The following is a 22606-nucleotide window of genomic DNA, read 5'->3' on the forward strand; positions in this document are numbered from 1 at the left end:
CGTGGTGGTGGGTGTCCTACTAGGAGATCGGTCCGAGCGCCCGATCGGTTCATCCCGGCCGCGCTCAGGCCTCCGGCACCGGCGAGGGCGCGTCGCCGACGACCGTGCCGTAGTCGTTGTGCCAGAAGTACTCCTGGGCGAAGCGGCCCTGGCGCCAGCGGTACGTGATCACGTTCTCGCCGGACGGACTCGACACCGGGTCGCCCTTCTCGTACACCTGCTTGCTCACCACCAGATCACCGCGGTCGATCTGCGCGTACACCGGCGGTTCCTCCGCCTTGAACACATTCTCGTACGCGCCGTTCTGCTCGCGATACACATACGAGCCGACGCCGACACCGTCTCCGCAGGTCAGGACGTTGACGACGACATCGTCGGCGGTGCCGCCGGTCAGGTCGCCGTAGGACGTGTCGAGGGGGTAGGCGTCGGCGGCGCAGGGCTTGAGGCCGCGCTTGACCTCGGTCGACACCTTCGGGTCCGCCTTGATCAGCCGGACGAGCTCGGTCGCCCCGGGGCGTCCGGCCGCCGACGGCGAGGGCGAGCCCTGCGGGGCCACGGCCGCGCCCGCCACGGCCTCGTCGTGTGCCGGGCCCTCGTCGCGGGCGCCGGTGCCGCCGGTGCCGCAGGCTGAGGTGAAAAGGGCGAGGGCGGCGAACACGGCCACCGCCGTGATCACCGCCTGGGAGGTCCCCCGGGGCCCGGTCGTCCCGGTGGCCGCACTGGCTAGGCCGCGCAACGCTCCCGCTCCTCACGCTCCAGCGCGCGTGCGCCCAGATCGCGGCTCTCCAGCTCCTCGCGGAGCCGGGCGAGCGCCCGGTGCAGCGTGCTCTTGACCGTTCCGGCCGACATGCCGAGGGCGGCGGCCGTCTCCTCCGTGGACATCTGCTCCCAGTGTCGCAGCACGACCACACTGCGCTGCTTGGGGGCGAGCACCTTCAGGACGTCCATCAGCAGGGCGCGGTCCGCGTGCTGCTCGGTGGAGTCGTCGACCGAGGCGTCCGGGAGCTGCTCGGTCGGCACCTCCTCCAGCTTGCGCGCCCGCCACCACTCGGTCCGCGTATTGATCATCACCCGGCGCAGGTAGGCGTCGGCGAGCCGCTTGTCCTCGATGGTCTCCCAGCGGCCGTACGTCCGGGCCAGTGCCGTCTGGAGGAGGTCCTGGGCGTCCACGGGGTCCGGGACCAGCCGGCGCGCGCTGCGCAGCAACGCGTCCTGCCGGGTGCGGACGTACTCCTCGAATTCGAGCACCTCGCCCTGCGCCATGTTGACCGCCTCCGCTTCCCCGTGTACTTCGCTGCCGTGCCACCCCGTCGGGCACGGCACTGAAGCTACGGAGGCGTTGTCACGGCGGTGTCCGAAGCAGCCCGCGGCTGGCAATCGGCTGTCCGTCGGTTGTGTAACGGAAGTAGGCCAGGGGTAAAGGAGCGCACTGCATTGGTGTGGTACGGGGTGATTTGTCGGTCGCGTCAGGTCAACGGCAGCCGATACGAACCACCGGGCAGCGGCTCCACCAGACCGTCCGCCACCAGACCGTCCAGCGCCCGGGCGCGCTGTACCGGCTCGTGCCATACGCGGTCCAGGACCGCCTGCGGCACGGGCGCGTGCGCCTCGCGGAGCACGGCGAGCAGCTTGCCGCGGACCTGGCGGTCGGTGCCGGCGTAGGTCTGGCCGCGGCGCGGCGGTCCCTCGTGCTCCGGCTTGCCCGCGAGCCGCCAGGCGCACTGCGCGGCGATCGGGCAGCGGTGGCACGACTCGTTCTTCGCCGTGCACACCAGCGCGCCCAGCTCCATGGAGGCGGCGGCCCAGCGCGCGGCGGTCCGCTCGTCCTCGGGCAGCAGCGCGCGGGCGAGCCTGCGCTCGGCGGCGGTGGTGGCGTTCGGCGGGTACCGCACGCCGGTCACCGCCCGCGCGAAGACGCGACGGACGTTGGTGTCGAGCACCGGGTGCCGCTGCCCGTACGCGAAGGAGGCGACCGCCGCCGCCGTGTACTCGCCGATCCCGGGCAGCGCCAGGAGCTGCGCGTGGTCGGTCGGTACGTCGCCGCCGTGCCGTTCCGTTATCGCGACCGCGGCGCCGTGCAGCCGCAGCGCGCGGCGCGGATAGCCGAGCCGGCCCCAGGCGCGCACGGCCTCGCCGGGGGCCTCGGCGGCCAGGTCGGCGGGGCGCGGCCAGCGGGCGAGCCACTGCTCGTAGACGGGCAGGACCCGGTTCACGGGCGTCTGCTGCAGCATGAACTCGCTGACCATCACCCCCCACGGCCCGGCTTCGGGCCGCCGCCAGGGCAGATCGCGGGCGTGGCCGTCGAACCAGTCGATGACGGGGGTGTGCAGGGGCTCGCCGCCGGGGGAGTCGGAGGGGGCGGCCGGGAGGGCGTCGGGCTTCGTGGGCGCAGTCATGGCCCTACCGATCCTGCCATGCGGGGGCGGGGGCACGGGGGGACCGCCACCCCTTGGAGGTACGGCGGGTCCCGCGGACCGTGATCACGGACGGTGATCGTCGGGCCGGTACCGTAACGTGCTGCGACCGTCGCGCGCCCGACCCCACCAAAGGCCGGGGCGGGTACGGCGGTTGGGGTGACGGTCCGGGATGATGATCCGGAAAAGTTGCGGCCCGGGGCGGCGGGTGGCGCCGGCTAACGCGCCGATCTCTCGTACAGTTTGCGCCGTGGGATCTCTGCGCAATCCGGTCGGGCCGCTTCCCTCCTCCATCTACTGGCGTCGGAGGGCCGTACTGCTGTCCGTGCTCGCCCTGTTGGCGCTGCTGATCGCCTGGGTGCTCGCCTCGGGCGGAGGCGGCGACAACGGCGCCGACGGAGGCAACGGCAAGAATCCCGCACCCTCGACGATCACGCCGGGACCGTCCGGCTCCGGGCCGGCGATCAGCCAAGCCCCGGGCGGGCGGGACGAGTCGGGCGACGAGGAGACCGGCGGGGGGTCGGGATCGGACTCGGGGTCCGGTGACGGTTCCGGCTCCGGATCTGACTCTGGCTCTGGCTCTGGCTCCGGCGATGCGGCGGGGTCCGGGGACGGGTCGGGTTCCGGTTCCTCCGACGGCAGCGCGGGCGGCGGCTCGACGGGCGGCGGTACCGGCGTGGGGGCGGGCGACGCGCTTCCGGCGGGCTCTTCCCTGCCCAACTGCACTGCGGGCGCAGTGAAGTTGACGGTACGGAGTGTCCGGAACACCTACGGGCCCGGCGAGACGCCGACGCTTCGGCTCACGGCGACCAACTCGTCGGGGAGCGACTGCAAGGTCGATCTGGGCCCGAAGAACGCGGTGGTGACGATCACTCAGGCGGGCGGCGACGAGGAGTACTGGTCCTCGGCGGACTGCCCCAGGACCGCCGGCCACCTGATGTTCCGGGTCGCGGCCGACAGCAGCGTCACCTACGCCGTCAAGTGGGACCGCAAGCCGAGCGCCGATCGGTGCGCCACGCCCCCGGCGGGTTCGGCTGCGGCCGGCACCTACCTGGTGGAAGCGAAGGCTCCGGGCTTCGCGAAGGCGCAGACGTCGTTCGTGCTGGCGAAGGACTAGGTCCTGCAAGCAGCGTGCCGGTGGCTACCGGCACGCTGCGAACTCAGACGTAGCGCTCCAGGATCGAGGACTCCGCCAGCCGCGACAGCCCCTCGCGCACGCTCCGGGCCCGGGCCTCGCCGACGCCGTCCACGGTCTGGAGGTCGTCCACGCTCGCGGCGAGCAGCTTCTGCAGTCCCCCGAAGTGCTCCACCAGGCGGTCGATGATCGCCCCGGGCAGCCGCGGCACCTTCGCCAGCAGCCGGAACCCGCGCGGCGACACCGCCGAGTCCAGCGCCTCGGGCGACCCGGTGTACCCCAAGGCCCGGGCCACCGTGGGCATTTCCAGCAGCTCCGCATGGCTCAGCGCGTCCAGCTCGTACAGCGCCTCCTCGACCGTGCGGGACCGCTTCGCCGTCGGCTCGGGCACGTAGTCCCGGACGACCAGCTCCCGCTCGGGCTCGACGCCCGCGATCAACTCGTCCAGCTGAAGCGCCAGCAGCCGTCCGTCGGTGCCCAGCTCCACCACGTACTCGGCGATTTCGGTGGCGATCCGCCGCACCATCTCCAGCCGCTGCGCGACGGCCGAGACGTCCCGGACCGTCACGAGGTCCTCGATCTCCAGCGCCGACAGCGTGCCCGCGACCTCGTCGAGCCGCAGCTTGTACCGCTCCAGGGTCGCCAGCGCCTGGTTCGCCCGGGACAGGATCGCCGCCGAGTCCTCCAGCACCCGCCGCTGCCCGTCGACGTAGAGCGCGACCAGCCGCATGGACTGCGAGACGGAGACCACGGGGAACCCGACCTGCTTGCTGACCCGGTCCGCCGTACGGTGCCGGGTGCCCGTCTCCTCGGTGGGGATCGTCGGATCCGGCACCAGCTGCACGCCCGCGCGCAGGATCTTGGACAGGTCGGAGGAGAGCACGATGCCGCCGTCGAGCTTGCACAGCTCCCGCAGGCGGGTGGCCGTGAACTCGACGTCCAGGACGAATCCGCCGGTGCACATGGCTTCGACGGTCTTGTCGGAGCCCAGCACGATGAGCCCTCCGGTGTTGCCGCGGAGGATCCGCTCAAGGCCGTCGCGCAGTGCCGTGCCTGGTGCCACGGCGCTCAGTGAGGCGCGCATCAGGGCATCGGCACCGGAGCTCCCACCGGACTTTCCGGGAGCTGCTGCCCGGTCGTTGGCTGCCACTGCACTCCTCCGGTCGCAAGTTCTGGGGCGCTCCCGTTTCGCATACTCGGTTCGTACGGACGGGCGAGACCAGGGCAAAGTCTACCGGCGGTCCTCGTCGTCCCGTGGGGCCTCTCGCCGACGGGAGCGCGGAAGCACGCGCAGGGCGTCCCCTATGTCCGCGACTTCCAGTACCTTCATGCCCGCGGGGACCTTCCCGGGATCGCCCGGTACGAGCGCGTGGGTGAAGCCCAGGCGGTGTGCTTCGGAGAGCCGGCGCTGGACGCCCGTGACCCGTCTGACCTCGCCCGCAAGGCCCACTTCGCCGATCGCGACCAGGTTCTTCGGCAGCGGGGTGTCACTGGCCGCGCTGGCCAGCGCGAGGGCGATGGCGAGGTCCGCGGCGGGCTCCGAGAGTTTCACTCCGCCGACCGTCGCGGAGTAGATGTCCCGCTTGCCCAGGGCGCTGATCCGGCCCCGCTGTTCCAGTACGGCCAGCATCATCGAGACCCGGGAGGTCTCCAGACCGGAGGTGGTGCGGCGCGGGGAGGGGATCTGCGAGTCGACGGTGAGCGCCTGCACTTCGGCGACCAGCGGGCGGCGGCCCTCCAGGGTGACCGTCAGACAGGTGCCGGGGACCGGTTCGTCACGCCGGGTCAGGAAAAGTCCGCTTGGGTCGGTAAGTCCGGTGATGCCCTCGTCGTGCAGTTCGAAGCAGCCGACCTCGTCGGTCGCGCCGTACCGGTTCTTGACGCCGCGCACCAGGCGCAGGCGCGCGTGCCGGTCGCCCTCGAAGTGCAGCACGACGTCCACCAGGTGTTCCAGCAGCCGGGGTCCGGCGATGGCGCCGTCCTTGGTGACATGGCCCACCAGGAGCGTGGACATCCCGCGCTCCTTGGAGGCCCGGATCAGCGCCCCCGCCACCTCCCGCACCTGGGCCATGCCGCCCGGGGCGCCGTCGATCTCGGGGGAGGCCACCGTCTGCACGGAGTCGAGGATCAGCAGGGACGGCTTGACCGCGTCCAGGTGGCCGAGCACCGCCGACAGGTCGGTCTCGGCGGCGAGGTACAGATGGTCGGCCAGGGCCTTGATGCGGTCGGCGCGCAGCCGCACCTGGCTCGCCGACTCCTCGCCGGTGACATAGAGCGTGGGATGTTCGTCACTGGCCGCCTTGGCCGCGACGTCCAGCAGCAGGGTGGACTTGCCGACGCCGGGCTCACCCGCGAGCAGCACCACGGCCCCCGGCACCAGCCCGCCGCCGAGCACCCGGTCCAGCTCGGGCACGCCGGTGGACCGGGCGGTCGCCTGCCGCCCGTCGACCTGCCCGATGGGCAGCGCGGAACTGGTGACGCGCCCCGGCGCGGTCGTCCGGACCGCGGGCGCGCCGTACTCCTCGACGGTGCCCCAGGCCTGGCACTCCGGGCACCGCCCGAGCCACTTGGCCGTCTGCCACCCGCACTCGGTGCAGCGGTAGGACGGACGCTCTTTGGCGGACTTCGTACGGGTGGCCATGGACGGAACGGTATAGGCCCCCACTGACAATGCCCTCGGCGCCGCCGGTGCCGAGCGGCCGCGGGGGACCGGGAACCGCCCCGCACCACCCCGGCCGGCCTCACGAACCGGCCACGACCCATGGGAACCGGCCATGGAATCCGAGGCCGGTGTCCCCTTATGAGGGATCGTTTCACCCGTACGGATTAAATGTGCTCAAGGTGGAGGAAGCCGCCTCCCCGACCCGCCTACGGTCCACGGGTGATGAGCAGCCGACCGGAGACCACGACCCGCACCACCGGCGCACACCGAGCGCACCGCGAGGCGCGCGACCGAGGCGCCGCGCGCACCCTCGCGCAGCGCCCGCCCGCGCGTTACGAGCCGTACCTGGACGGCCTGTTCACCTACTGCCTCTCCGTCCTGTGCGACCACGACACCGCGACCGCCGCCCTCGGCGACGTCCTCGCCCTGGCCGAGCGCCGGGGCCAGCGCGTCCCCGAGTCCGCCGCCGACCGCCGCGCCTGGCTGTACGCGCTGGCCCGCTGGTCCTGTCTGCGCAAGCTGGCCGAGGCCAAGCAGAAACGTCAGGCCGGTCACGCGGCGGGCCGCTCCGGCACCCCCCGGCAGTCCGTCTCCCCGCCCGTCTCCGAGCAGGTCCAGGAGGAGCGCAGGCGCCAACTCGCCTTGCTGGCCTGGCCGGAGGCCGCCGGGACCACTCCCGAGCAGCGTGAGGCGCTCGAACTCGCGGTTCGCCACCATCTCGCCGCCCACGAGGTCGCCGCCGTCCTCGGCATGGACCCCGCCGCCGCCCGCGAACTGCTCGCCTCCGCCGCCTGCGAAGTCGAGCGCACGCGCGCGGCCCTCGCCGTGGTGGAGACCGGCAGCTGCCCGGGCGTCGCCCGCCTCACCGGCGACCACCAGCTGGTCCTCAGCAGCGCCCTGCGCCGCGAGCTGGTGCGCCACGTCGACGACTGCCCCCACTGCCGCCGCACCGCCGAGCGCGCGGTCCCCGGCCGCTGGCCCGGCGCCACCGTCACCCCCGCCGAACTGCCCGTCCTGGAGGCACCCCGCGCGGCCCTGTGCGTGGCCATGGCGCGCGTCCCGCGCGCGCGGGGCACTGCTCCCCGCTTCGACCGCCGCGGCTTCCCGATGGACCCCAAGGACCGGGCCGCCCGCCGGGACCGCCTCCGCGCGCGTGCCGTCACGACGACCGTCGTCGCCACCGTCGTCGCCGCCCCCGTGCTGGCCCTGTGGGCGGCCTACCGGGGCACGCCCACCGGCGAGGCCACCGAGGGCCGGGCGGCCGGCGCGAGCGAGGCGCACGGCCCGGACGCCCTGAACAGCGCCGCGGCGGGCGGGGGTTACGAGAACGCGGGCAACGCCGGCGCCCGCCCCGGCGGCGGCTTCACCAAGGGTGGCAGGCCCGATGTCACGGTGGAGGTGATCAGCGTCACCGGGGCCGGGAAGAAGGGCGCGGGACACCTGGAGGTCACGGCGGGCCACCGCGGCGACACCACGCTCATCACGCTGACCGCGACCGGCGACGCCCCGGTCCGCTGGTCCGCCACCACCGGCGCCCACTGGCTCTACCTGAGCCGGTCGTCGGGAACCCTCGCCCCCGGCGAATCGTTGACGATCAAGGTGTACGTCGACCCGCTGCGCGAGCCGTCCGGGTACTGGACCGCACGAGTCGCCGTCTCACCCGCCGGAGCCGTCGTCCGCATCGAGGGCTACGGCACCGCACCCAGCCCCTCCGACCCAGGACCCTCCGACCCTGGGCCCTCCGACCCCGATCCGCGGCCGACGGATCCCACGCCGAGCGACCCGCCCCCGACGTCCCCGGACCCGACGCCCACCGACCCCGAGCCGACCCCGACCGACCCGCCGCCCACGGACCCCACCCCGAGCGACCCGCCGCCCTCGTCGTCCGACCCGGATCCGCCCCCGTCCGACTCGGCCGATCCGTCCGATCCGTCCGGTTCCGCGCCGCCGGAAAGCAGCGGCGACCCGAGCCCGTCCACGTCGTAGTCCGCAGGCCGTCAGACCACCGGATCCGCCGGATGCGGTGCCAGCAACGGCAGCTGCGAGGCCAGCCGCTCCTCGCACAGCTCGACCAGGCGGTCGTAGCCGGCCTTGCCCATCAGCTCGGTCAGCTCGGCCCGGTAGGAGACGTACACCGGGTCACCGGCGCCGTGTGCCGAGGTCGCCGAGGTGCACCACCAGTGCAGATCATGGCCGCCGGGGCCCCAGCCGCGGCGGTCGTACTCGCCGATCGACACCTGCAGCACCCGGGTGTCGTCGGGCCGGTCGATCCAGTCGTAGGTCCGCCGGACCGGAAGCTGCCAGCAGACGTCCGGCTTGGTCTCCAGCGGCTCGCGGCCCTCCGCGAGGGCCAGGATGTGCAGCGAGCAGCCCGCGCCGCCCGCGAAGCCGGGCCGGTTCTGGAAGATGCACGAGCCCTCGTAGGGGCGGGTCTGCCGGGAGCCCTCGTCGTCCTCCGAGATCCACCCGGTCTGTGTGCCCACGTCATGGTGCTGCCAGATCTCCGGCGTGAGCCTCGCCACGTGCTCCGCCACCCGCTTCTCGTCGTCCTCGTCGGAGAAGTGGGCGCCCAGGGTGCAGCACCCATCCGCGGCGCGGCCCGGCTGGATGCCCTGGCAGCCGCTGCCGAAGATGCAGTTCCAGCGAGAGGTCAGCCAGGTCAGATCGCACCGGAAGATCTGCTCGTCGTCTCCCGGATCGGGGAACTCCACCCACGCGCGTGCGAAGTCGAGCCCCTTCTCATCCGCGACCAGGATCTTCTTCTTCGCCTTTTTCGACAGCATCACCTGCGAAGAACCGCCGGATGATTTGGCCGTCTTCTGGTCCTTCGCCTTTTTCGTCTTTGGCACGCGTCCAGAGTAAGTCGCCCGGGACCCAGGCCGGGACCGTACCGGGGGGCGGTGCACGGTCCGGCGGGCAGTAGCGTTCCGTACATGAGACTCGGTGTCCTCGACGTGGGATCGAACACGGTGCATCTGCTGGTGGTGGACGCGCACCCCGGTGCGCGCCCGCTGCCCGCGCACTCGCACAAGGCGGAGCTGCGCCTGGCCCAGCTGCTCGACGAGAGCGGGGCCATCGGGTCCGACGGGATCGACAAACTCATATCGGTCGTCAAGGAAGCGCTGCAGGCCGCCGAGGACAAGGGCGTGGAGAACGTACTGCCGTTCGCCACCTCAGCGGTGCGCGAGGCCACCAACGCCGATGACGTCCTCGCGCGCGTGAAGGCCGAGACCGGGGTGGAGCTCCAGGTCCTCAGCGGCGCCGAGGAGGCCCGGCTCACCTTCCTCGCGGTCCGCCGCTGGTTCGGCTGGTCGGCCGGGAAACTGCTGGTCCTGGACATCGGCGGCGGCTCCCTGGAGATCGCCTACGGCATCGACGAGGAGCCGGACACCGCGGTGTCGCTGCCGCTCGGCGCGGGCCGGCTCACCGCCGGGTGGCTGCCCGGCGATCCGCCCGACCCGGAGGACATCCGCGCCCTGCGCCGGCATGTCCGCACCGAGATAGCGCGCACGGTCGGTGAGTTCAGCCGCTTCGGACGGCCCGACCATGTCGTCGCCACCTCCAAGACCTTCAAGCAGCTCGCCCGCATCGCCGGCGCCGCCCGCTCCGCCGACGGCCCGTACGCCCAGCGCGACCTGAAGCGCGAGTCCCTGGAGGCCTGGGTCCCCCGGCTCGCCGGCATGACGACGGCGCAGCGCGCCGAGCTCCCCGGCGTCTCCGAGGGCCGCGCGGGTCAGATCCTCGCGGGCGCCCTGGTCGCCGAGGCCGCGATGGACCTGTTCGGCGTGGAAACCCTGGAGATCTGCCCCTGGGCCCTGCGGGAGGGTGTGATCCTGCGCAGGATGGACCACCTTCCGGCCGTGTGAGGCAGCGCCCGCGCTCCTACGGCGGGTGCGCCCCCGGCGCTGGAATCCGACCCGCGCGCCTCAGCGCACGCGCAGTGACCCGCACGCCTCGGGCACGCGCAGTGACCCGCATGCCTCGCGCACGTGCAGTGACTCGTGCGCCTCAGCGCATGCGCAGTGACCCGCGTGCCTCAGCGCACCGCAGTGACCCGCACGCCTCAGCGCACCGCAGTGACCCGCGCGCCTCAGCGCATGCCCAGTGACCCGCACCGCCTGGCGCATGCCCAGTGACCCGCGCGCCTCGCGCACGCGCAGTGAAGTGCGCCACCCCGCACCACCGTCACCCACCCGACCCCGACGGGCCCAACCCACCCCACCTGGCCGATTGCCGCTCCTCCACCGCCCGCCCGCGGCCATCGGCTCCCCGGTGCCGAGCGAGTCCCCGTACCCTGTCCCTCGTGGCAGAACCTGTGGTGCGCATCCCGGATGCGAAGGTCGCGCTGTCCACGGCCTCGGTCTATCCGGAGTCGACGGCGACGGCCTTCGAGATCGCGGCGCGCCTCGGGTACGACGGGGTCGAGGTCATGGTGTGGACCGACCCGGTCAGCCAGGACATCGAGGCACTGCGCCGGCTCAGTGACTACCACCACATCCCGATCCTCGCCGTGCACGCCCCCTGTCTGCTCATCACCCAGCGGGTGTGGTCCACGGACCCCTGGACCAAGCTCCAGCGCGCCCGGGCGGCGGCCGAGAAACTGGGCGCGAGCACAGTCGTCGTGCACCCGCCGTTCCGCTGGCAGCGCCAGTACGCGCGCGACTTCGTGGCCGGAATCTGGCGCATGGCGAACGAGACGGACGTGCGGTTCGCCGTAGAGAACATGTATCCCTGGCGCTACCGGGACCGCGAGATGCTCGCGTACGCCCCCGACTGGGACGTCACGAAGGACGACTACCGTCACTTCACGATCGATCTCAGCCACACCTCGACCGCCCGCACCGACGCGATCCACATGATCGACCGCATGGGCGACCGGCTCGGCCATGTCCACCTCGCGGACGGCCGGGGTTCGGCGAAGGACGAGCACCTCGTCCCCGGCCGCGGCGACCAGCCCTGTGCCGAGGTGCTGGAACGTCTCGCCCGGACCGGTTTCGACGGCCATGTCGTCATCGAGGTCAACACCCGCCGGGCGATGTCCGGGGCCGAGCGGGAGGCCGACCTCGCCGAGGCGCTGGCCTTCACCCGGCTCCATCTGGCCTCGGCGGTGAGGGTGCCCCGGCCGTGACCGACACCGCAGCACCACGCAGGGGCCGGGGCCGCCGTACCCGCAGTGAAGCCGCCGACACCCGCGCCCGGATCCTGGCCGTGGCCCGCGAGGAGTTCTCCGAGCGGGGTTACGAGAAGACGTCCGTGCGCGGCATCGCCAAGGCGGCCGGTGTCGACTCCGCGCTGGTGCACCACTACTTCGGCACCAAGGAACAGATCTTCGAGGCGGCCGTCGAGGTCGCCTTCGCCCCCGCGTTCCAGGCCCGCGACACCGTCCTCGACGGCCCCCTCGACAGTGCCGGCGAGCGGCTGACCCGGATGATCTTCGGGCTCTGGGAGAACCCCGTGACCAGGGCTCCGCTGCTCGCGATCGTCCGCTCGGCCGTCAACAACGACAGCGCGGCCGCCGTCTTCCGCAAGCTGGTCGCGGCCCAGTTGCTGCGCCGCATCGCCGAACAGCTCGACCTCCCGGACGCCGAACTGCGCGCCGACCTGGCCGCGGCCCAGCTCGTCGGCATCGCCATGATGCGGTACGTCATCAAGATCGAGCCGATCGCCTCCGCGGACCCGGAGCGGCTCATCGCGAGGCTGGCACCGGTCGTGCAGGGCCATCTGACGAGCCCCTGAAGCCCACACCGGCCGCCGACCGAGACGTACATCCCGCATTCCGGACACCGTGTCCGGACCGTGGATGACCGGCGTACGCTCAATAGCAGCCCTATCTGTCTGAAGGAGCGAGCGACGATGCCCGAGCTGAGGTCCCGCACAGTCACCCACGGACGCAACATGGCGGGCGCCCGCGCCCTTATGCGCGCCTCCGGTGTACCCGGTGCGGACATCGGCCGTAAGCCGATCATCGCGGTCGCCAACAGCTTCACCGAGTTCGTGCCGGGCCACACCCACCTCCAGCCGGTCGGCCGGATCGTCAGCGAGGCGATCCGTGAGGCGGGCGGCATCCCGCGCGAGTTCAACACCATCGCGGTGGACGACGGCATCGCGATGGGCCACGGCGGCATGCTCTACAGCCTGCCGTCCCGCGACCTGATCGCGGACTCGGTCGAGTACATGGTCGAGGCCCACTGCGCCGACGCCATGGTCTGCATCTCCAACTGCGACAAGATCACCCCGGGCATGCTCAACGCGGCCCTGCGCCTGAACATCCCGACGGTCTTCGTCTCCGGCGGCCCGATGGAGTCCGGCCGCGCCACCCTGGTCGACGGCACGGTCCGTACGCTCGACCTGGTCGACGCGATCTCCGACGCGGTGAACGACAAGATCTCGGACGAGGACATCCTCCGTATCGAGGAGAACGCCTGTCCGACCTGCGGCTCCTGCTCCGGCATGTTCACCGCCAACTCGATGAACTGCCTGACGGAGGCCATCGGCCTCTCCCTGCCCGGCAACGGCTCGGTCCTCGCCACCCACACCGCGCGCAAGCGGCTCTACGTCGACGCCGCCCGCACGGTCATGGACATCACCCGCCGCTACTACGAGCAGGACGACGAGACGGTCCTGCCCCGCAACGTCGCCACCATCGCCGCCTTCGAGAACGCCATGGCCCTGGACATCGCCATGGGCGGCTCGACCAACACGATCCTGCACCTGCTGGCCGCGGCCCAGGAGGCGGGCGTCCCCTTCGGCCTGGAGGAGATCAACGAGGTCTCGCGGCGCGTGCCCTGCCTCGCGAAGGTCGCCCCGAACGTCGCCAAGGACCGCACGTACTACATGGAGGACGTGCACCGCGCCGGCGGCATCCCCGCCCTGCTCGGCGAGCTGCACCGCGCGGGCCTGCTGAACGAGGACGTGCACGCGGTCCACAGCCCGTCCCTCGCGGACTGGATGAAGACCTGGGACGTCCGCGGCGGCTCTCCGTCGGCGGAGGCGGTGGAGCTGTGGCACGCGGCCCCCGGCTGTGTCCGCTCCGCCGAGGCCTTCTCCCAGTCCGAGCGCTGGGAGGCGCTGGACGAGGACGCCGAGGGCGGCTGCATCCGCAGCGCCGAGCACGCGTACTCCAAGGACGGCGGCCTCGCGGTGCTGCGCGGCAACCTCGCGGTCGACGGCTGCGTGGTGAAGACGGCCGGCGTCGACGAGTCGATCTGGACCTTCGAGGGCCCGGCGGTCGTCTGCGAGTCGCAGGAGGAGGCCGTCCAGAAGATCCTGACCCAGCAGGTCAAGGAGGGGGACGTCGTCGTCATCCGCTACGAGGGCCCCAAGGGCGGGCCCGGCATGCAGGAGATGCTCTACCCGACCTCGTACCTCAAGGGCCGGGGCCTCGGAAAGGCCTGCGCCCTGGTCACCGACGGCCGCTTCTCCGGCGGCACCTCGGGCCTGTCCATCGGGCACGCCTCCCCGGAGGCGGCGGCCGGCGGCACCATCGCGCTCGTGGAGGACGGCGACCGCATCCGCATCGACATCCCGAACCGCACGATCGAGTTGCTCGTCGACGACGCGGAACTCGCGCGCCGCGAGCAGGCGTTGAACGGGATGTACGCGCCCAAGAACCGCGAGCGCAAGGTCTCGGCGGCCCTTCGCGCGTACGCCGCGATGGCGACGAGCGCCGACAAGGGCGCGGTGCGGGACGTGACCAAGCTGGGCTGACGGACCGATCGAGCGGGGCCGGCCGGGTTTCCGGCCGGCCCTTTCGTCACCAGTCGGCGGGGCGCCGGGTGTCCACGGCGAAGACGGTGCCGTCGGGGGCGGCGGAGTAGACGCGGTCGCCGACGACCAGCGGCTCGGGCAGCCCGGCCGCGACCTGGTCCGCGTTCCTGCCGAGCCGAGGGGACGTCTGCCCGGCGAGCCCGTCACCGTCGGCGTCCACGGCGACCAGCCGGCCGTCCGGGGCCGTGAAGTACACGTGCCGGTCGTCGGCCACCGGGGTCGAGCCCCGGCTCACCCCGGTCTCCAGGCTCCACCGCTGCTTGCCCGCGGCCATGTCGACGGCCACGAGCGATCCGCCGTTGCCCAGGAGGTAGACGACGTTCCCGCGCACGGTGCCGTGCGCCTGCTGGATCGCTACGGGCAGCGGCACACGCCGGGAGGCCCCGGTGCCGGGCGTGTAGCGGACCACCTCCCTGGCGTCCTCGTAGACGGTGCCGACCGAGGTGAGGAAGACGGACCCGTCGGCCGTGCCGACCGGGTTCAGCGCGCCGTCCAGCCGCTCCGCCCACCGCACGGCACCGGATTCCGGGTCCACCGCGGTGACCTGCGTGGTCCCGCCGTTCTCGGACCGGCTCACGGCGTAGGCCAGCGGGTCCCCGGGATAGGAGACGAAGTAGGGCGTCCGGTGACCGGGCACCCGGTGGCTCCACCGCTGTTCGCCCGACGCGGCGTCCACCCCGGTGACCGTGCCGTCGGTGCCGGTGAACAGGAGACTGTCGCCCGCCATGGCCAGGCCGCTGTACGGAGGCACGTCCCGCTGCCATCGGGGCTTGCCCGTGCCTGGGTCGAGGGCCTGAAGGCTGCGGCTCAGGCCGAGTCCGGGCTGTACGAGGCCGCCGGCGACGACAGGCGGACCGGCCCAGGTTCCGGGGGCGGTGTGCCGCCACAGCAGCCGGCCGTCCGAGGCGTCGAGGGCGAACACCACGCCGGACTGCGCGCAGAGCACCTTGCCCGCGCCGTACGAGCACTGGGGCGTGGACGCCGTCGCGAACACCGACTCCGCTTCCCACGGGCTGAAGGCGGCCGGGGTGTTCCGGGTGGCGCTTCCCGCCGGTGCCGGGTCACCGTCGCCCAGCAGCCGCACGGTCGTGAACACCCCGCCCAGGACGAGCGCCAGGGCGGCGGCCGCCCAGGCCGTTCGCCGGCCCCGGAACCTGCCGGAGCGGGGTGCCTCCGGCCCGTCGGCGTGGCGGGGCCGGGCCGGCCCGGACTCCTCGCCCGTACGCAGAGGGCCATCGCCGGTACGCAGCGGGCCTTCACCGGAGCTCTGGGGGTCCTCGCCGGAGCTCTGGGGGTCCTCGCCGGAACGACGGGCGTCCTCCCCGGTGCGCTGGGTGGGGATGAAGGCCTGGGTGTCGTACGAGGCGGCCACCGACCGCAGTTCCCGCATCAGCTCGTCGGGTGTGGGACGGTCGTCGGGCTCCTTGGCGAGACACCGCTGGATCAGCGGGCCGAGATTCTCCGGTACGCCGGTCAAGTCGGGCTCGTCGTGGACGACTTGGTAGGCCACCACATACGGGCTGTCCGAGTCGAACGGCCCCTGTCCCGTCGCCGCGTGCACCATGACCGACCCCAGCGCGAAGATGTCCGCGGCCGGTCCGACCTCCCGCGGTCGCCGGAACTGCTCGGGCGCCATGAACGGCGGTGTGCCGATCAACTTGCCGGTCTCGGTCCGCAGTTCGCTGTCCTTGGGCCGGGAGATGCCGAAGTCGATGACCTTCGGACCGTCCTCGGCGAGGAGCACGTTGCTCGGTTTCAGATCCCGGTGCACGACCCCGACCCGATGGATGTCCCGCAGCGCCTCCGCCAGGCCGGCCATCAGCCGCCGCAACTGCTCCGGAGTCATCGGACCGTTCCGCTTCACATGATCGGAGAGCGTCGGCCCCGGGATGAACAGCGTGGCCATCCAGGGCCGGTCGGCCTCCGGATCCGCATCGACGACCGACGCCGTGAAGGCACCGCTCACCCGCCGGGCCGCGGCTATCTCCTGCCGGAACCGCCCCCTGAACTCCCGGTCCCTGGCGAACTCGGCATGGATCACCTTCACCGCGAGCTTCATCCCCGAGGTGCTGCGGGCCAGATGCACGACGCCCATGCCGCCGGAGCCGAGACATGACTCAAGACGGTAGTGACCGGCGTAATCGGGAAGTTCCGCTTCCGCGCCCGCTCCGGCGTTCCGCTGTGGCGCCATGGGACCCCCCGTGCTGTTCGTCCGCGCGCGCGACGCAGGGAGCCTAGTCGATGAGGCGTACGAGACAGAGGCGGCTTGCTAGCCTCTCTGTGCGAATTTCGTATGAGTGTTTCCCGGCGTGATTCGGGGGAATCAACGGGGCCCATGACCAGCATGGGGAGCAACGGGGGAGGACTGTCATGTCTGTCGAGCGTATGGAAGAGATACCCGAGGCACAGAGCGCCGAGGAGACGGAAGCCGCGACCATGGTGGCGACATCGCTGCGCTACTACTCGGTCGCCCCGGGCGTCCGCCTGAACGTCCGCAGAGGGCCCGGCACCAACTATCCCGTCACCCGCGTCCTCTCCGAGGGCGCCAAGGTGCCGATCTTCTGCCAGACGCCGGGCACGACCGTGAGCGGTCCGTACGGCACGTCGAACATCTGGGACAACATCGCCGACAGTGAGTTCGTCTCGGACACCTACGTGAACACGGGCAGCGACGGCTACATCCGGCCGCGCTGCGCGCTCTGACACCACTGCCGAGCAGGGCGCGCGGGTGATCGGCCCGTGAGGACGGCAGCGCCGGCCGCCTGACCGCGCCCTGCGGCCGACCCGCGCGGGGCCCGCGTCCGACCGGAGCCATAATCGACGCGTGAGCGACGACAACGGCACCCCCGACCCGGCCGCGGGCCCCCGCCCCGAACCCATCCGCTTCTTCGGCACGACCTGGGTCGAGCACAGCGACGGCTACGGGGTCCGCCGTATCGGCGTCGCCGTCGGCTCCCTCGCCGCGGCGGTCGGCGCCTGCCTGGTCCTCCGCTTCGCCTACGAGGGCTTGCAGATCGCCGCCGTCGAGGGCCTGGTCAGCATGCTCATGACGGTGATGTTCGCGATCTGCAGCGCCCTCGCCTTCCGCCACACCTGGGAGGGCTTCCGCAAGCGCCCCGACCCCGAACGCCAGGCGTCCCTGCGCGGTCTGCTGGCCATCGGCTTCGTCGGCTCCCTCCTCGCCTACTTCTTCCGCTCCCTCACCGAGGCCCCCGGCGAGAAGCTCCACCGCGAGGAGTACGAGACAGCCCGCGAGCAGTACGCGAAGCGCACCAAGCGTCGCTCGGGCAACCCCTCGAAGAAGCGCCGCAAGTCCTGATACCGACCGGCGGGAACCCCTCTCTCCAGAACTAGACCCCCGCCGCCCCTCACCCCGCCACCATGGCCGTATGACGGCAGCCTCTTCCCACTCCACCCGCGCCCACTCCTTCAACGCCGCCGCGGCCCAGTACGCCGCCAACCGCCCCTCCTACCCGCCCGCCCTCCTCGACGCCGTCGAGGACCTGGCCGGCCGCCCCCTCACCGGCGCGCGCGTGGTGGACGTCGGGGCCGGTACGGGCATCGCCACGGCCCTCCTGCACGCGCGCGGCGCCGAGGTGCTCGCCGTGGAACCCGGCGAGGGCATGGCGGCCCAGTTCCGCCGAGCCCACCCCGCGATCCCGCTGGTCCGCGGCACCGGCGACGCCCTCCCCCTGGCCGACTCCTCCGCCGACCTGCTCACCTACGCCCAGGCCTGGCACTGGACCGACCCGGAGCACTCGATCCCGGAGGCCCTGCGCGTCCTGCGCCCGGGCGGCGCGCTCGCCCTGTGGTGGAACACCTACGTCCTCGACATCCCCTGGATAGCCGCCCAGGCCCGTCGCATCGAGAGCCACTTCGGCATCGACCCCATCGAGGAGAGGAACGGCACCAGCGCCCGCACCGCCGACCCCGAGGGCGAAGTCGACTTCGCCCGGCGCGTGGTCCGCTGGAGCCGCCGCATCCCGATCGACACCCACCTGGCCAATCTCGGCAGCCACTCGATCTTCCTGGTCCACGGGGAGAAGGCGAGCACCACCTTCCTCACCGCGGAACGGACCCGCCTGCTGGAAACCTTCCCCGACGGCATCGTCGAGGAGAGCTACGACGTGGACCTCCTGGTCGCCCTGAACACCTGAGTCCCTGATCACCCGCAACACATGAATCCCTGATCATCCTCAACACCTGAACCCCTGATCACCCGTAACACCTGAGTCCCTGGCCGCCTCGATACCTGCCCCCCTCCACCCGACTTCCCGCGCCGCGACCCACCCCTCCAGGGCCGCGGCGCAGTCATGCTCCGGCACCCATGAAGGCGCACAAACCGGACCGCCCGCCTCCGGTCACCCCTGCACGCACCCAGGCCATCGAGCCCCACCCCTTGACGGCACCCCTCGGCCGGAGGGTTAATCCGCACATGATGAATATCCATCCCGACTCGTCACCCACCGGAGCACCCCCGCACATGGACACCTCACCCGCCGTCCGCGCCGACGGCCTCACCGTCGCCCGCGGCCCCCGCACCGTCCTGCGCGGCATCGACTTCACCGTCCCGCGCGGCCAGATCACCGGCCTCCTCGGCCCCTCCGGCTGCGGCAAGTCCACCCTCATGCGCTCGATCGTCGGCACCCAGGCCAAGGTCACCGGCACCCTCGACGTCCTCGGCCACCCCGCGGGCCACCCCGCACTGCGCACCCGCATCGGCTACGTCACCCAAGCCCCCTCCGTCTACGACGACCTGACGGTCCGCCAGAACCTCGACTACTTCGCGGCGGTCCTCACCCCCGGCCACGCCGCCGCCGACCAGCGCCACGAGAACGTCACCCGGGCCATCGACGACGTCGACCTCACCAGCCATGCCGACTCCCTCGCCGGCAACCTCTCCGGCGGCCAGCGCAGCCGCGTCTCCCTCGCGGTCGCCCTCCTCGGCACCCCCGAACTCCTGGTCCTCGACGAACCCACCGTCGGCCTCGACCCCGTCCTGCGCCGCGACCTGTGGAGCCTCTTCCACACCATCGCCGACCAGCGCGGCGCGACCCTGCTCATCTCCTCCCACGTCATGGACGAGGCCGAGCGCTGCCACCGCCTCCTCCTGATGCGCGAGGGCCAGATCCTCGCCGACGACACCCCCGACGCCCTGCGCACCCGCACCGACTCCGAGACCGTCGAAGCGGCGTTCCTGCACCTGGTGGACGAGGCCGTCGCGGCCGCCGCCCGCGAGAAAGAGACCACCCGATGAGCACCACCACCCCCACATCCGGCACCGCTACCGTCACCCCGGCCCCGACCAGCGCCCTCAACCTCTCCCGCACCACCGCCACCGCCGGCCGGGTCCTGCGCCAGCTCCGCCACGACCCCCGCAGCATCGCGCTGATGATCCTCGTCCCCTGCGTGATGCTCTTCTTGCTGCGCTACGTCTTCGACGGCGACCCCCGCACCTTCGACAACATCGGCGCCTCCCTCCTCGGGATCTTCCCGCTGATCACGATGTTCCTGGTCACCTCCATCGCCACCCTGCGCGAACGCACCTCCGGCACCCTGGAACGCCTCCTCGCCATGCCCCTCGGCAAGGGTGACCTGATCGCCGGCTACGCCCTCGCCTTCGGCACCGTCGCGATCGTCCAGTCCGTCCTCGCCACCGCCCTCGCCCTGTGGGGCCTCGGTCTGGACGTCACCGGCAGCCCCTGGCTGCTCCTGCTGGTCGCGCTCCTCGACGCCCTCCTGGGCACCGCACTCGGCCTCTTCGTCTCGGCCTTCGCCGCCTCCGAGTTCCAGGCCGTCCAGTTCATGCCGGCCGTGATCTTCCCCCAGATCCTCCTCTGCGGTCTGTTCACCCCCCGCGACCACATGCACCCCGTCCTGGAGGCCATCTCCAACGTCCTTCCCATGTCCTACGCCGTCGACGGCATGAACGAAGTCCTCAAGCACACCGACATGACGGGCGCCTTCGTGCGCGACGCCCTGGTCGTGGCGGGCTGCGCCCTCCTCGTCCTCACCCTCGGAGCCGCCACCCTGCGACGCCGCACGGCATAGCCGGCCCGCACCGCCCGGAGACGTCCCGCCCACCGGACACCCCACCCGCACTCAAGCCCCCGATGGGAGGATGAACACCGGACGACGCAACCCCGGAGGGCGCTCAGCCATGACGCAGAAAGTCGCAGTCCTCGGCACCGGCAAGATCGGCGAAGCCCTGCTCAGCGGAATGATCCGAGCAGGCTGGGGCCCGGCCGACCTCCTGGTCACCGCCCGCCGTCAGGAGCGAGCCGAGGAGCTCCGCAGCCGCTACGGCGTCACCCCGGTCAGCAACCCGGAAGCCGCCAAGACCGCCGACACCCTGATCCTCACGGTCAAGCCGCAGGACATGGGCACCCTCCTCGACGAACTCGCCCCCCACGTCCCCGCCGACCGCCTGGTCATCAGCGGAGCCGCGGGCATCCCCACCTCCTTCTTCGAGGACCGCCTCACCGCGGGCACCCCCGTCGTCCGTGTCATGACGAACACCCCCGCCCTCGTCGACGAGGCCATGTCCGTCATCTCCGCCGGCAGCCACGCCACCGAGGACCACCTCACCCACACCGAGGAGATCTTCGGCGCCGTCGGCAAGACGCTCCGCGTCCCCGAGTCCCAGCAGGACGCCTGCACCGCCCTCTCCGGCTCGGGTCCGGCGTACTTCTTCTATCTGGTCGAAGCCATGACCGACGCCGGCATCCTGCTCGGCCTGCCCCGCGACAAGGCCCACGACCTGATCGTCCAGTCCGCGATCGGCGCCGCGACGATGCTCCGCGACAGCGGCGAGCACCCCGTGAAGCTGCGCGAGAACGTCACCTCGCCGGCCGGCACCACCATCAACGCCATCCGCGAGCTGGAGAATCATGGCGTACGGGCCGCCCTCATCGCCGCCCTCGAAGCCGCCCGCGACCGCAGCCGCGAACTGGCCTCCGGCAACAACAGCTGACGCCCGGCCGCCCCTGTCCCAGGGGCGGCCCAGCACGCCGCCCTAAGAGGTCACCCCGATATCCGCGGCCGCGGGCAGCAGTCCGATCGCCCGATACGCGGCATCCACGGTCGGCCGCGCCATCGCCCGAGCCCTCTCCGCACCATCCCGCAGCACCCCCTCCACATAGCCAGGATCAGCGCACAGCTCCCTGTGCCTCTCCTGGACGGGCCTGAGAACCTCCACCACGGCCTCCGCGGTGTCCTTCTTCAAAGCGCCATACGACTCATATACACCGCTCAGGTCCTCGGGGTTCCCACCCGCGCACGCCGCGAGGATCTCCAGCAGATTCGCCGGGCCAGGCCGCCCCTCCCGGTCGTACACGACCTCCCGGCCGCTGTCGGTGACCGCCCGCATGACCTTCTTCCGCACCACGTCCGGCTCATCGAGCAGGTAGACGATGCCCGGCCCGACGTCATCGCTCTTGCCCATCTTCGACGTCGGCTCCTGCAGGTTCATCACCCGAGCCGCCACCGCGGGATGCGTGGCCCGCGGCACCACGAAGGTGTTCCCGTACCGCTGGTTGAACCGCACCGCCAGGTCCCGCGTCAGCTCCACGTGCTGCGCCTGGTCGTCCCCGACCGGCACCTCGTCACTGCCGTACGCCAGGATGTCCGCCGCCATCAGCACCGGATAGGTGAGAAGCGACAGCCGCACGCTCCCCCCGCGCTCCCGCTCCCGCCCGGCCTTCTCCTTGTACTGGATCATCCGGCGCATCTCGCCGTCGGTGGCCACGCACTCCAGTACATAGGACAGTCGCGCGTGCTCGTCGACATGACTCTGTACGAACACGGTGCACAGCGCCGGATCGAGCCCGGACGCGAGCAGCAGCGTCGCCGCCTGCCGACTCAGTCGGCGCACCCGCGCCGGATCGTGCTCCACGGTGAGCGCATGCAGATCGACGATGCAGAACAGCGCGTCGGCCCGGTGCTGGTCGGCCTCCGCCCACCGCCGCATGGCTCCCAGGTAGTTCCCCAGCGTCAGATGCCCGGTCGGCTTGACCCCGCTGAAGACCCGCGTCATCTCTCCACCTCCTGGTCGAGACCGCCGCCCCCGGCCGGCCGACCCTCTGGAGGGAGATACAAGAACGGCCGCCGAAGCGGCGGCCGTTGCGTGCATACGTGACTACGGCCGCCGTCAGGCGGCCCACCACAGCTGGGTGCACGTACGCGTTGTCATGCAGGCCAGGCTACGCCTCCAGGGGGCCATACGGAGCCGAGTTGACACTCCTCGGTGCGGTCCGTACTGTTCTCCGAGTTGTCCGACGTGAGCGCCGACTCCGGTCGGTCCCCGGACAGCCATTTCGCAAGTCCCAACCAACACTCGACACAGTCGATCTGTCTGCCGTCGTGTCATTGGCATGTGTATTTGCGAAATGAGGAATCCACGTTCGAAAGGACGCGGCCCCCGATTGGCTTCGGGAGCCGGGAATCCGCTAAAGTCTCACTCGTCGGAACGGCCCGCAACGGCCGGGCAGACAACTCCCGCTGACTGGGAATCAGGCCCGAAAGGATCTGATAGAGTCGGAACCGCCGGAAAGGGAAACGCGAAAGCGGAAACCTGGAAAGCACCGAGGAAATCGGATCGGAAAAGGATCTGATAGAGTCGGAAACGCA

At 71.8% G+C, this 22606-nt stretch carries 20 protein-coding genes; 12 read left to right on the forward strand and 8 right to left on the reverse strand.

The genetic code is table 11. The features are described 5' to 3' along the window. Nucleotides 1–64: 64 nt before the first annotated feature. The 3 genes from ACWD11_RS09790 to ACWD11_RS09800 form a co-directional block, all read right to left on the reverse strand. Nucleotides 65–736 carry a hypothetical protein gene (locus ACWD11_RS09790; protein ID WP_451282296.1) on the reverse strand — a complete coding sequence of 224 codons (672 nt, stop codon included), beginning with the start codon at nucleotides 734–736 and terminating at the stop codon, nucleotides 65–67. Next, the gene (locus tag ACWD11_RS09795) at nucleotides 724–1263 is read right to left on the reverse strand and encodes a SigE family RNA polymerase sigma factor (protein ID WP_250079574.1); all 540 of its coding nucleotides are present in this window, start codon (nucleotides 1261–1263) and stop codon (nucleotides 724–726) included. The genes ACWD11_RS09790 and ACWD11_RS09795 overlap by 13 nt, the downstream gene beginning before the upstream one ends. A gap of 203 nt (nucleotides 1264–1466) precedes the next feature. Further along, a complete protein-coding gene (locus ACWD11_RS09800) occupies nucleotides 1467–2396 on the reverse strand; it encodes an HhH-GPD family protein (protein WP_389416972.1) in 930 nt (309 codons plus the stop codon). A 268-nt stretch (nucleotides 2397–2664) separates the two neighbouring features. Here ACWD11_RS09800 and ACWD11_RS09805 point away from each other — a divergent pair, with 268 nt between their 5' ends. Next, the gene (locus ACWD11_RS09805) at nucleotides 2665–3531 is read left to right on the forward strand and encodes a hypothetical protein (protein WP_451282299.1); all 867 of its coding nucleotides are present in this window, start codon (nucleotides 2665–2667) and stop codon (nucleotides 3529–3531) included. Nucleotides 3532–3574: 43 nt separating this feature from the next. On the opposite strand, the gene disA is transcribed toward ACWD11_RS09805, so the two are convergent. Together disA and radA are read right to left on the reverse strand one after the other, a co-directional pair. Then, nucleotides 3575–4699, reverse strand: coding sequence for a DNA integrity scanning diadenylate cyclase DisA (gene disA / locus ACWD11_RS09810; RefSeq protein ID WP_389416974.1), 1125 nt, complete (start codon nucleotides 4697–4699; stop codon nucleotides 3575–3577). A gap of 81 nt (nucleotides 4700–4780) precedes the next feature. After that, a complete protein-coding gene (radA, locus tag ACWD11_RS09815) occupies nucleotides 4781–6190 on the reverse strand; it encodes a DNA repair protein RadA (RefSeq protein WP_389416975.1) in 1410 nt (469 codons plus the stop codon). Nucleotides 6191–6430: 240 nt separating this feature from the next. Here radA and ACWD11_RS09820 point away from each other — a divergent pair, with 240 nt between their 5' ends. Further along, on the forward strand, nucleotides 6431–8197 hold the full coding sequence (locus tag ACWD11_RS09820) for a BACON domain-containing protein (RefSeq protein WP_451282301.1): 1767 nt from the start codon (nucleotides 6431–6433) through the stop codon (nucleotides 8195–8197). Between the two features lie 11 nt (nucleotides 8198–8208). Here the strand turns inward: ACWD11_RS09820 and ACWD11_RS09825 are convergent, their stop codons facing one another. Further along, nucleotides 8209–9060, reverse strand: a complete 852-nt coding sequence (locus ACWD11_RS09825; RefSeq protein WP_389416977.1) for a hypothetical protein — start codon at nucleotides 9058–9060, stop codon at nucleotides 8209–8211. 84 nt (nucleotides 9061–9144) lie between these two features. On the opposite strand from ACWD11_RS09825, the gene ACWD11_RS09830 reads away from it, so the two are divergent. From ACWD11_RS09830 to ilvD, 4 genes are all read left to right on the forward strand, one after another. Next, on the forward strand, nucleotides 9145–10077 hold the full coding sequence (locus ACWD11_RS09830; RefSeq protein WP_389416978.1) for a Ppx/GppA phosphatase family protein: 933 nt from the start codon (nucleotides 9145–9147) through the stop codon (nucleotides 10075–10077). Nucleotides 10078–10514: 437 nt separating this feature from the next. After that, nucleotides 10515–11339 carry a sugar phosphate isomerase/epimerase family protein gene (locus tag ACWD11_RS09835; RefSeq protein WP_389416979.1) on the forward strand — a complete coding sequence of 275 codons (825 nt, stop codon included), beginning with the start codon at nucleotides 10515–10517 and terminating at the stop codon, nucleotides 11337–11339. Next, on the forward strand, nucleotides 11336–11947 hold the full coding sequence (locus ACWD11_RS09840) for a TetR/AcrR family transcriptional regulator (protein ID WP_451121610.1): 612 nt from the start codon (nucleotides 11336–11338) through the stop codon (nucleotides 11945–11947). The genes ACWD11_RS09835 and ACWD11_RS09840 overlap by 4 nt, the downstream gene beginning before the upstream one ends. Before the next feature lie 117 nt (nucleotides 11948–12064). Further along, nucleotides 12065–13918 carry a dihydroxy-acid dehydratase gene (ilvD, locus tag ACWD11_RS09845; RefSeq protein WP_389416981.1) on the forward strand — a complete coding sequence of 618 codons (1854 nt, stop codon included), beginning with the start codon at nucleotides 12065–12067 and terminating at the stop codon, nucleotides 13916–13918. A 46-nt stretch (nucleotides 13919–13964) separates the two neighbouring features. Here ilvD and ACWD11_RS09850 read toward each other — a convergent pair whose 3' ends face one another. Further along, nucleotides 13965–16169 carry a serine/threonine-protein kinase gene (locus tag ACWD11_RS09850; RefSeq protein WP_451282304.1) on the reverse strand — a complete coding sequence of 735 codons (2205 nt, stop codon included), beginning with the start codon at nucleotides 16167–16169 and terminating at the stop codon, nucleotides 13965–13967. A 179-nt stretch (nucleotides 16170–16348) separates the two neighbouring features. Between ACWD11_RS09850 and ACWD11_RS09855 the strand changes: the two genes are divergently transcribed. The 6 genes from ACWD11_RS09855 to proC all read left to right on the forward strand — a co-directional run bounded on the left by ACWD11_RS09855 (nucleotide 16349) and on the right by proC (nucleotide 20951). Next, a complete protein-coding gene (locus ACWD11_RS09855) occupies nucleotides 16349–16681 on the forward strand; it encodes an SH3 domain-containing protein (protein WP_389416983.1) in 333 nt (110 codons plus the stop codon). Between the two features lie 121 nt (nucleotides 16682–16802). Beyond that, on the forward strand, nucleotides 16803–17297 hold the full coding sequence (locus ACWD11_RS09860; protein WP_451282306.1) for an EamA/RhaT family transporter: 495 nt from the start codon (nucleotides 16803–16805) through the stop codon (nucleotides 17295–17297). Nucleotides 17298–17367: 70 nt separating this feature from the next. Next, nucleotides 17368–18135 (forward strand): class I SAM-dependent methyltransferase, encoded by a 768-nt coding sequence (locus ACWD11_RS09865; protein WP_451282308.1) that lies wholly within the window; start codon nucleotides 17368–17370, stop codon nucleotides 18133–18135. 326 nt (nucleotides 18136–18461) lie between these two features. Beyond that, on the forward strand, nucleotides 18462–19235 hold the full coding sequence (locus ACWD11_RS09870; RefSeq protein ID WP_451282310.1) for an ABC transporter ATP-binding protein: 774 nt from the start codon (nucleotides 18462–18464) through the stop codon (nucleotides 19233–19235). Beyond that, a complete protein-coding gene (locus tag ACWD11_RS09875) occupies nucleotides 19232–20029 on the forward strand; it encodes an ABC transporter permease (RefSeq protein WP_389416987.1) in 798 nt (265 codons plus the stop codon). The genes ACWD11_RS09870 and ACWD11_RS09875 overlap by 4 nt, the downstream gene beginning before the upstream one ends. 109 nt (nucleotides 20030–20138) lie before the next feature. Next, entirely contained in the window at nucleotides 20139–20951 is an 813-nt protein-coding gene (proC, locus tag ACWD11_RS09880; RefSeq protein ID WP_389416988.1) for a pyrroline-5-carboxylate reductase, read from the forward strand. Between the two features lie 42 nt (nucleotides 20952–20993). Here proC and trpS read toward each other — a convergent pair whose 3' ends face one another. Next, nucleotides 20994–22013: a tryptophan--tRNA ligase gene (gene trpS, locus ACWD11_RS09885; RefSeq protein ID WP_451282312.1), complete on the reverse strand. Its 1020-nt coding sequence runs from the start codon at nucleotides 22011–22013 to the stop codon at nucleotides 20994–20996. Nucleotides 22014–22606 lie beyond the last annotated feature (593 nt).

It is taken from the genome of Streptomyces sp. NPDC002776 (assembly GCF_053592195.1).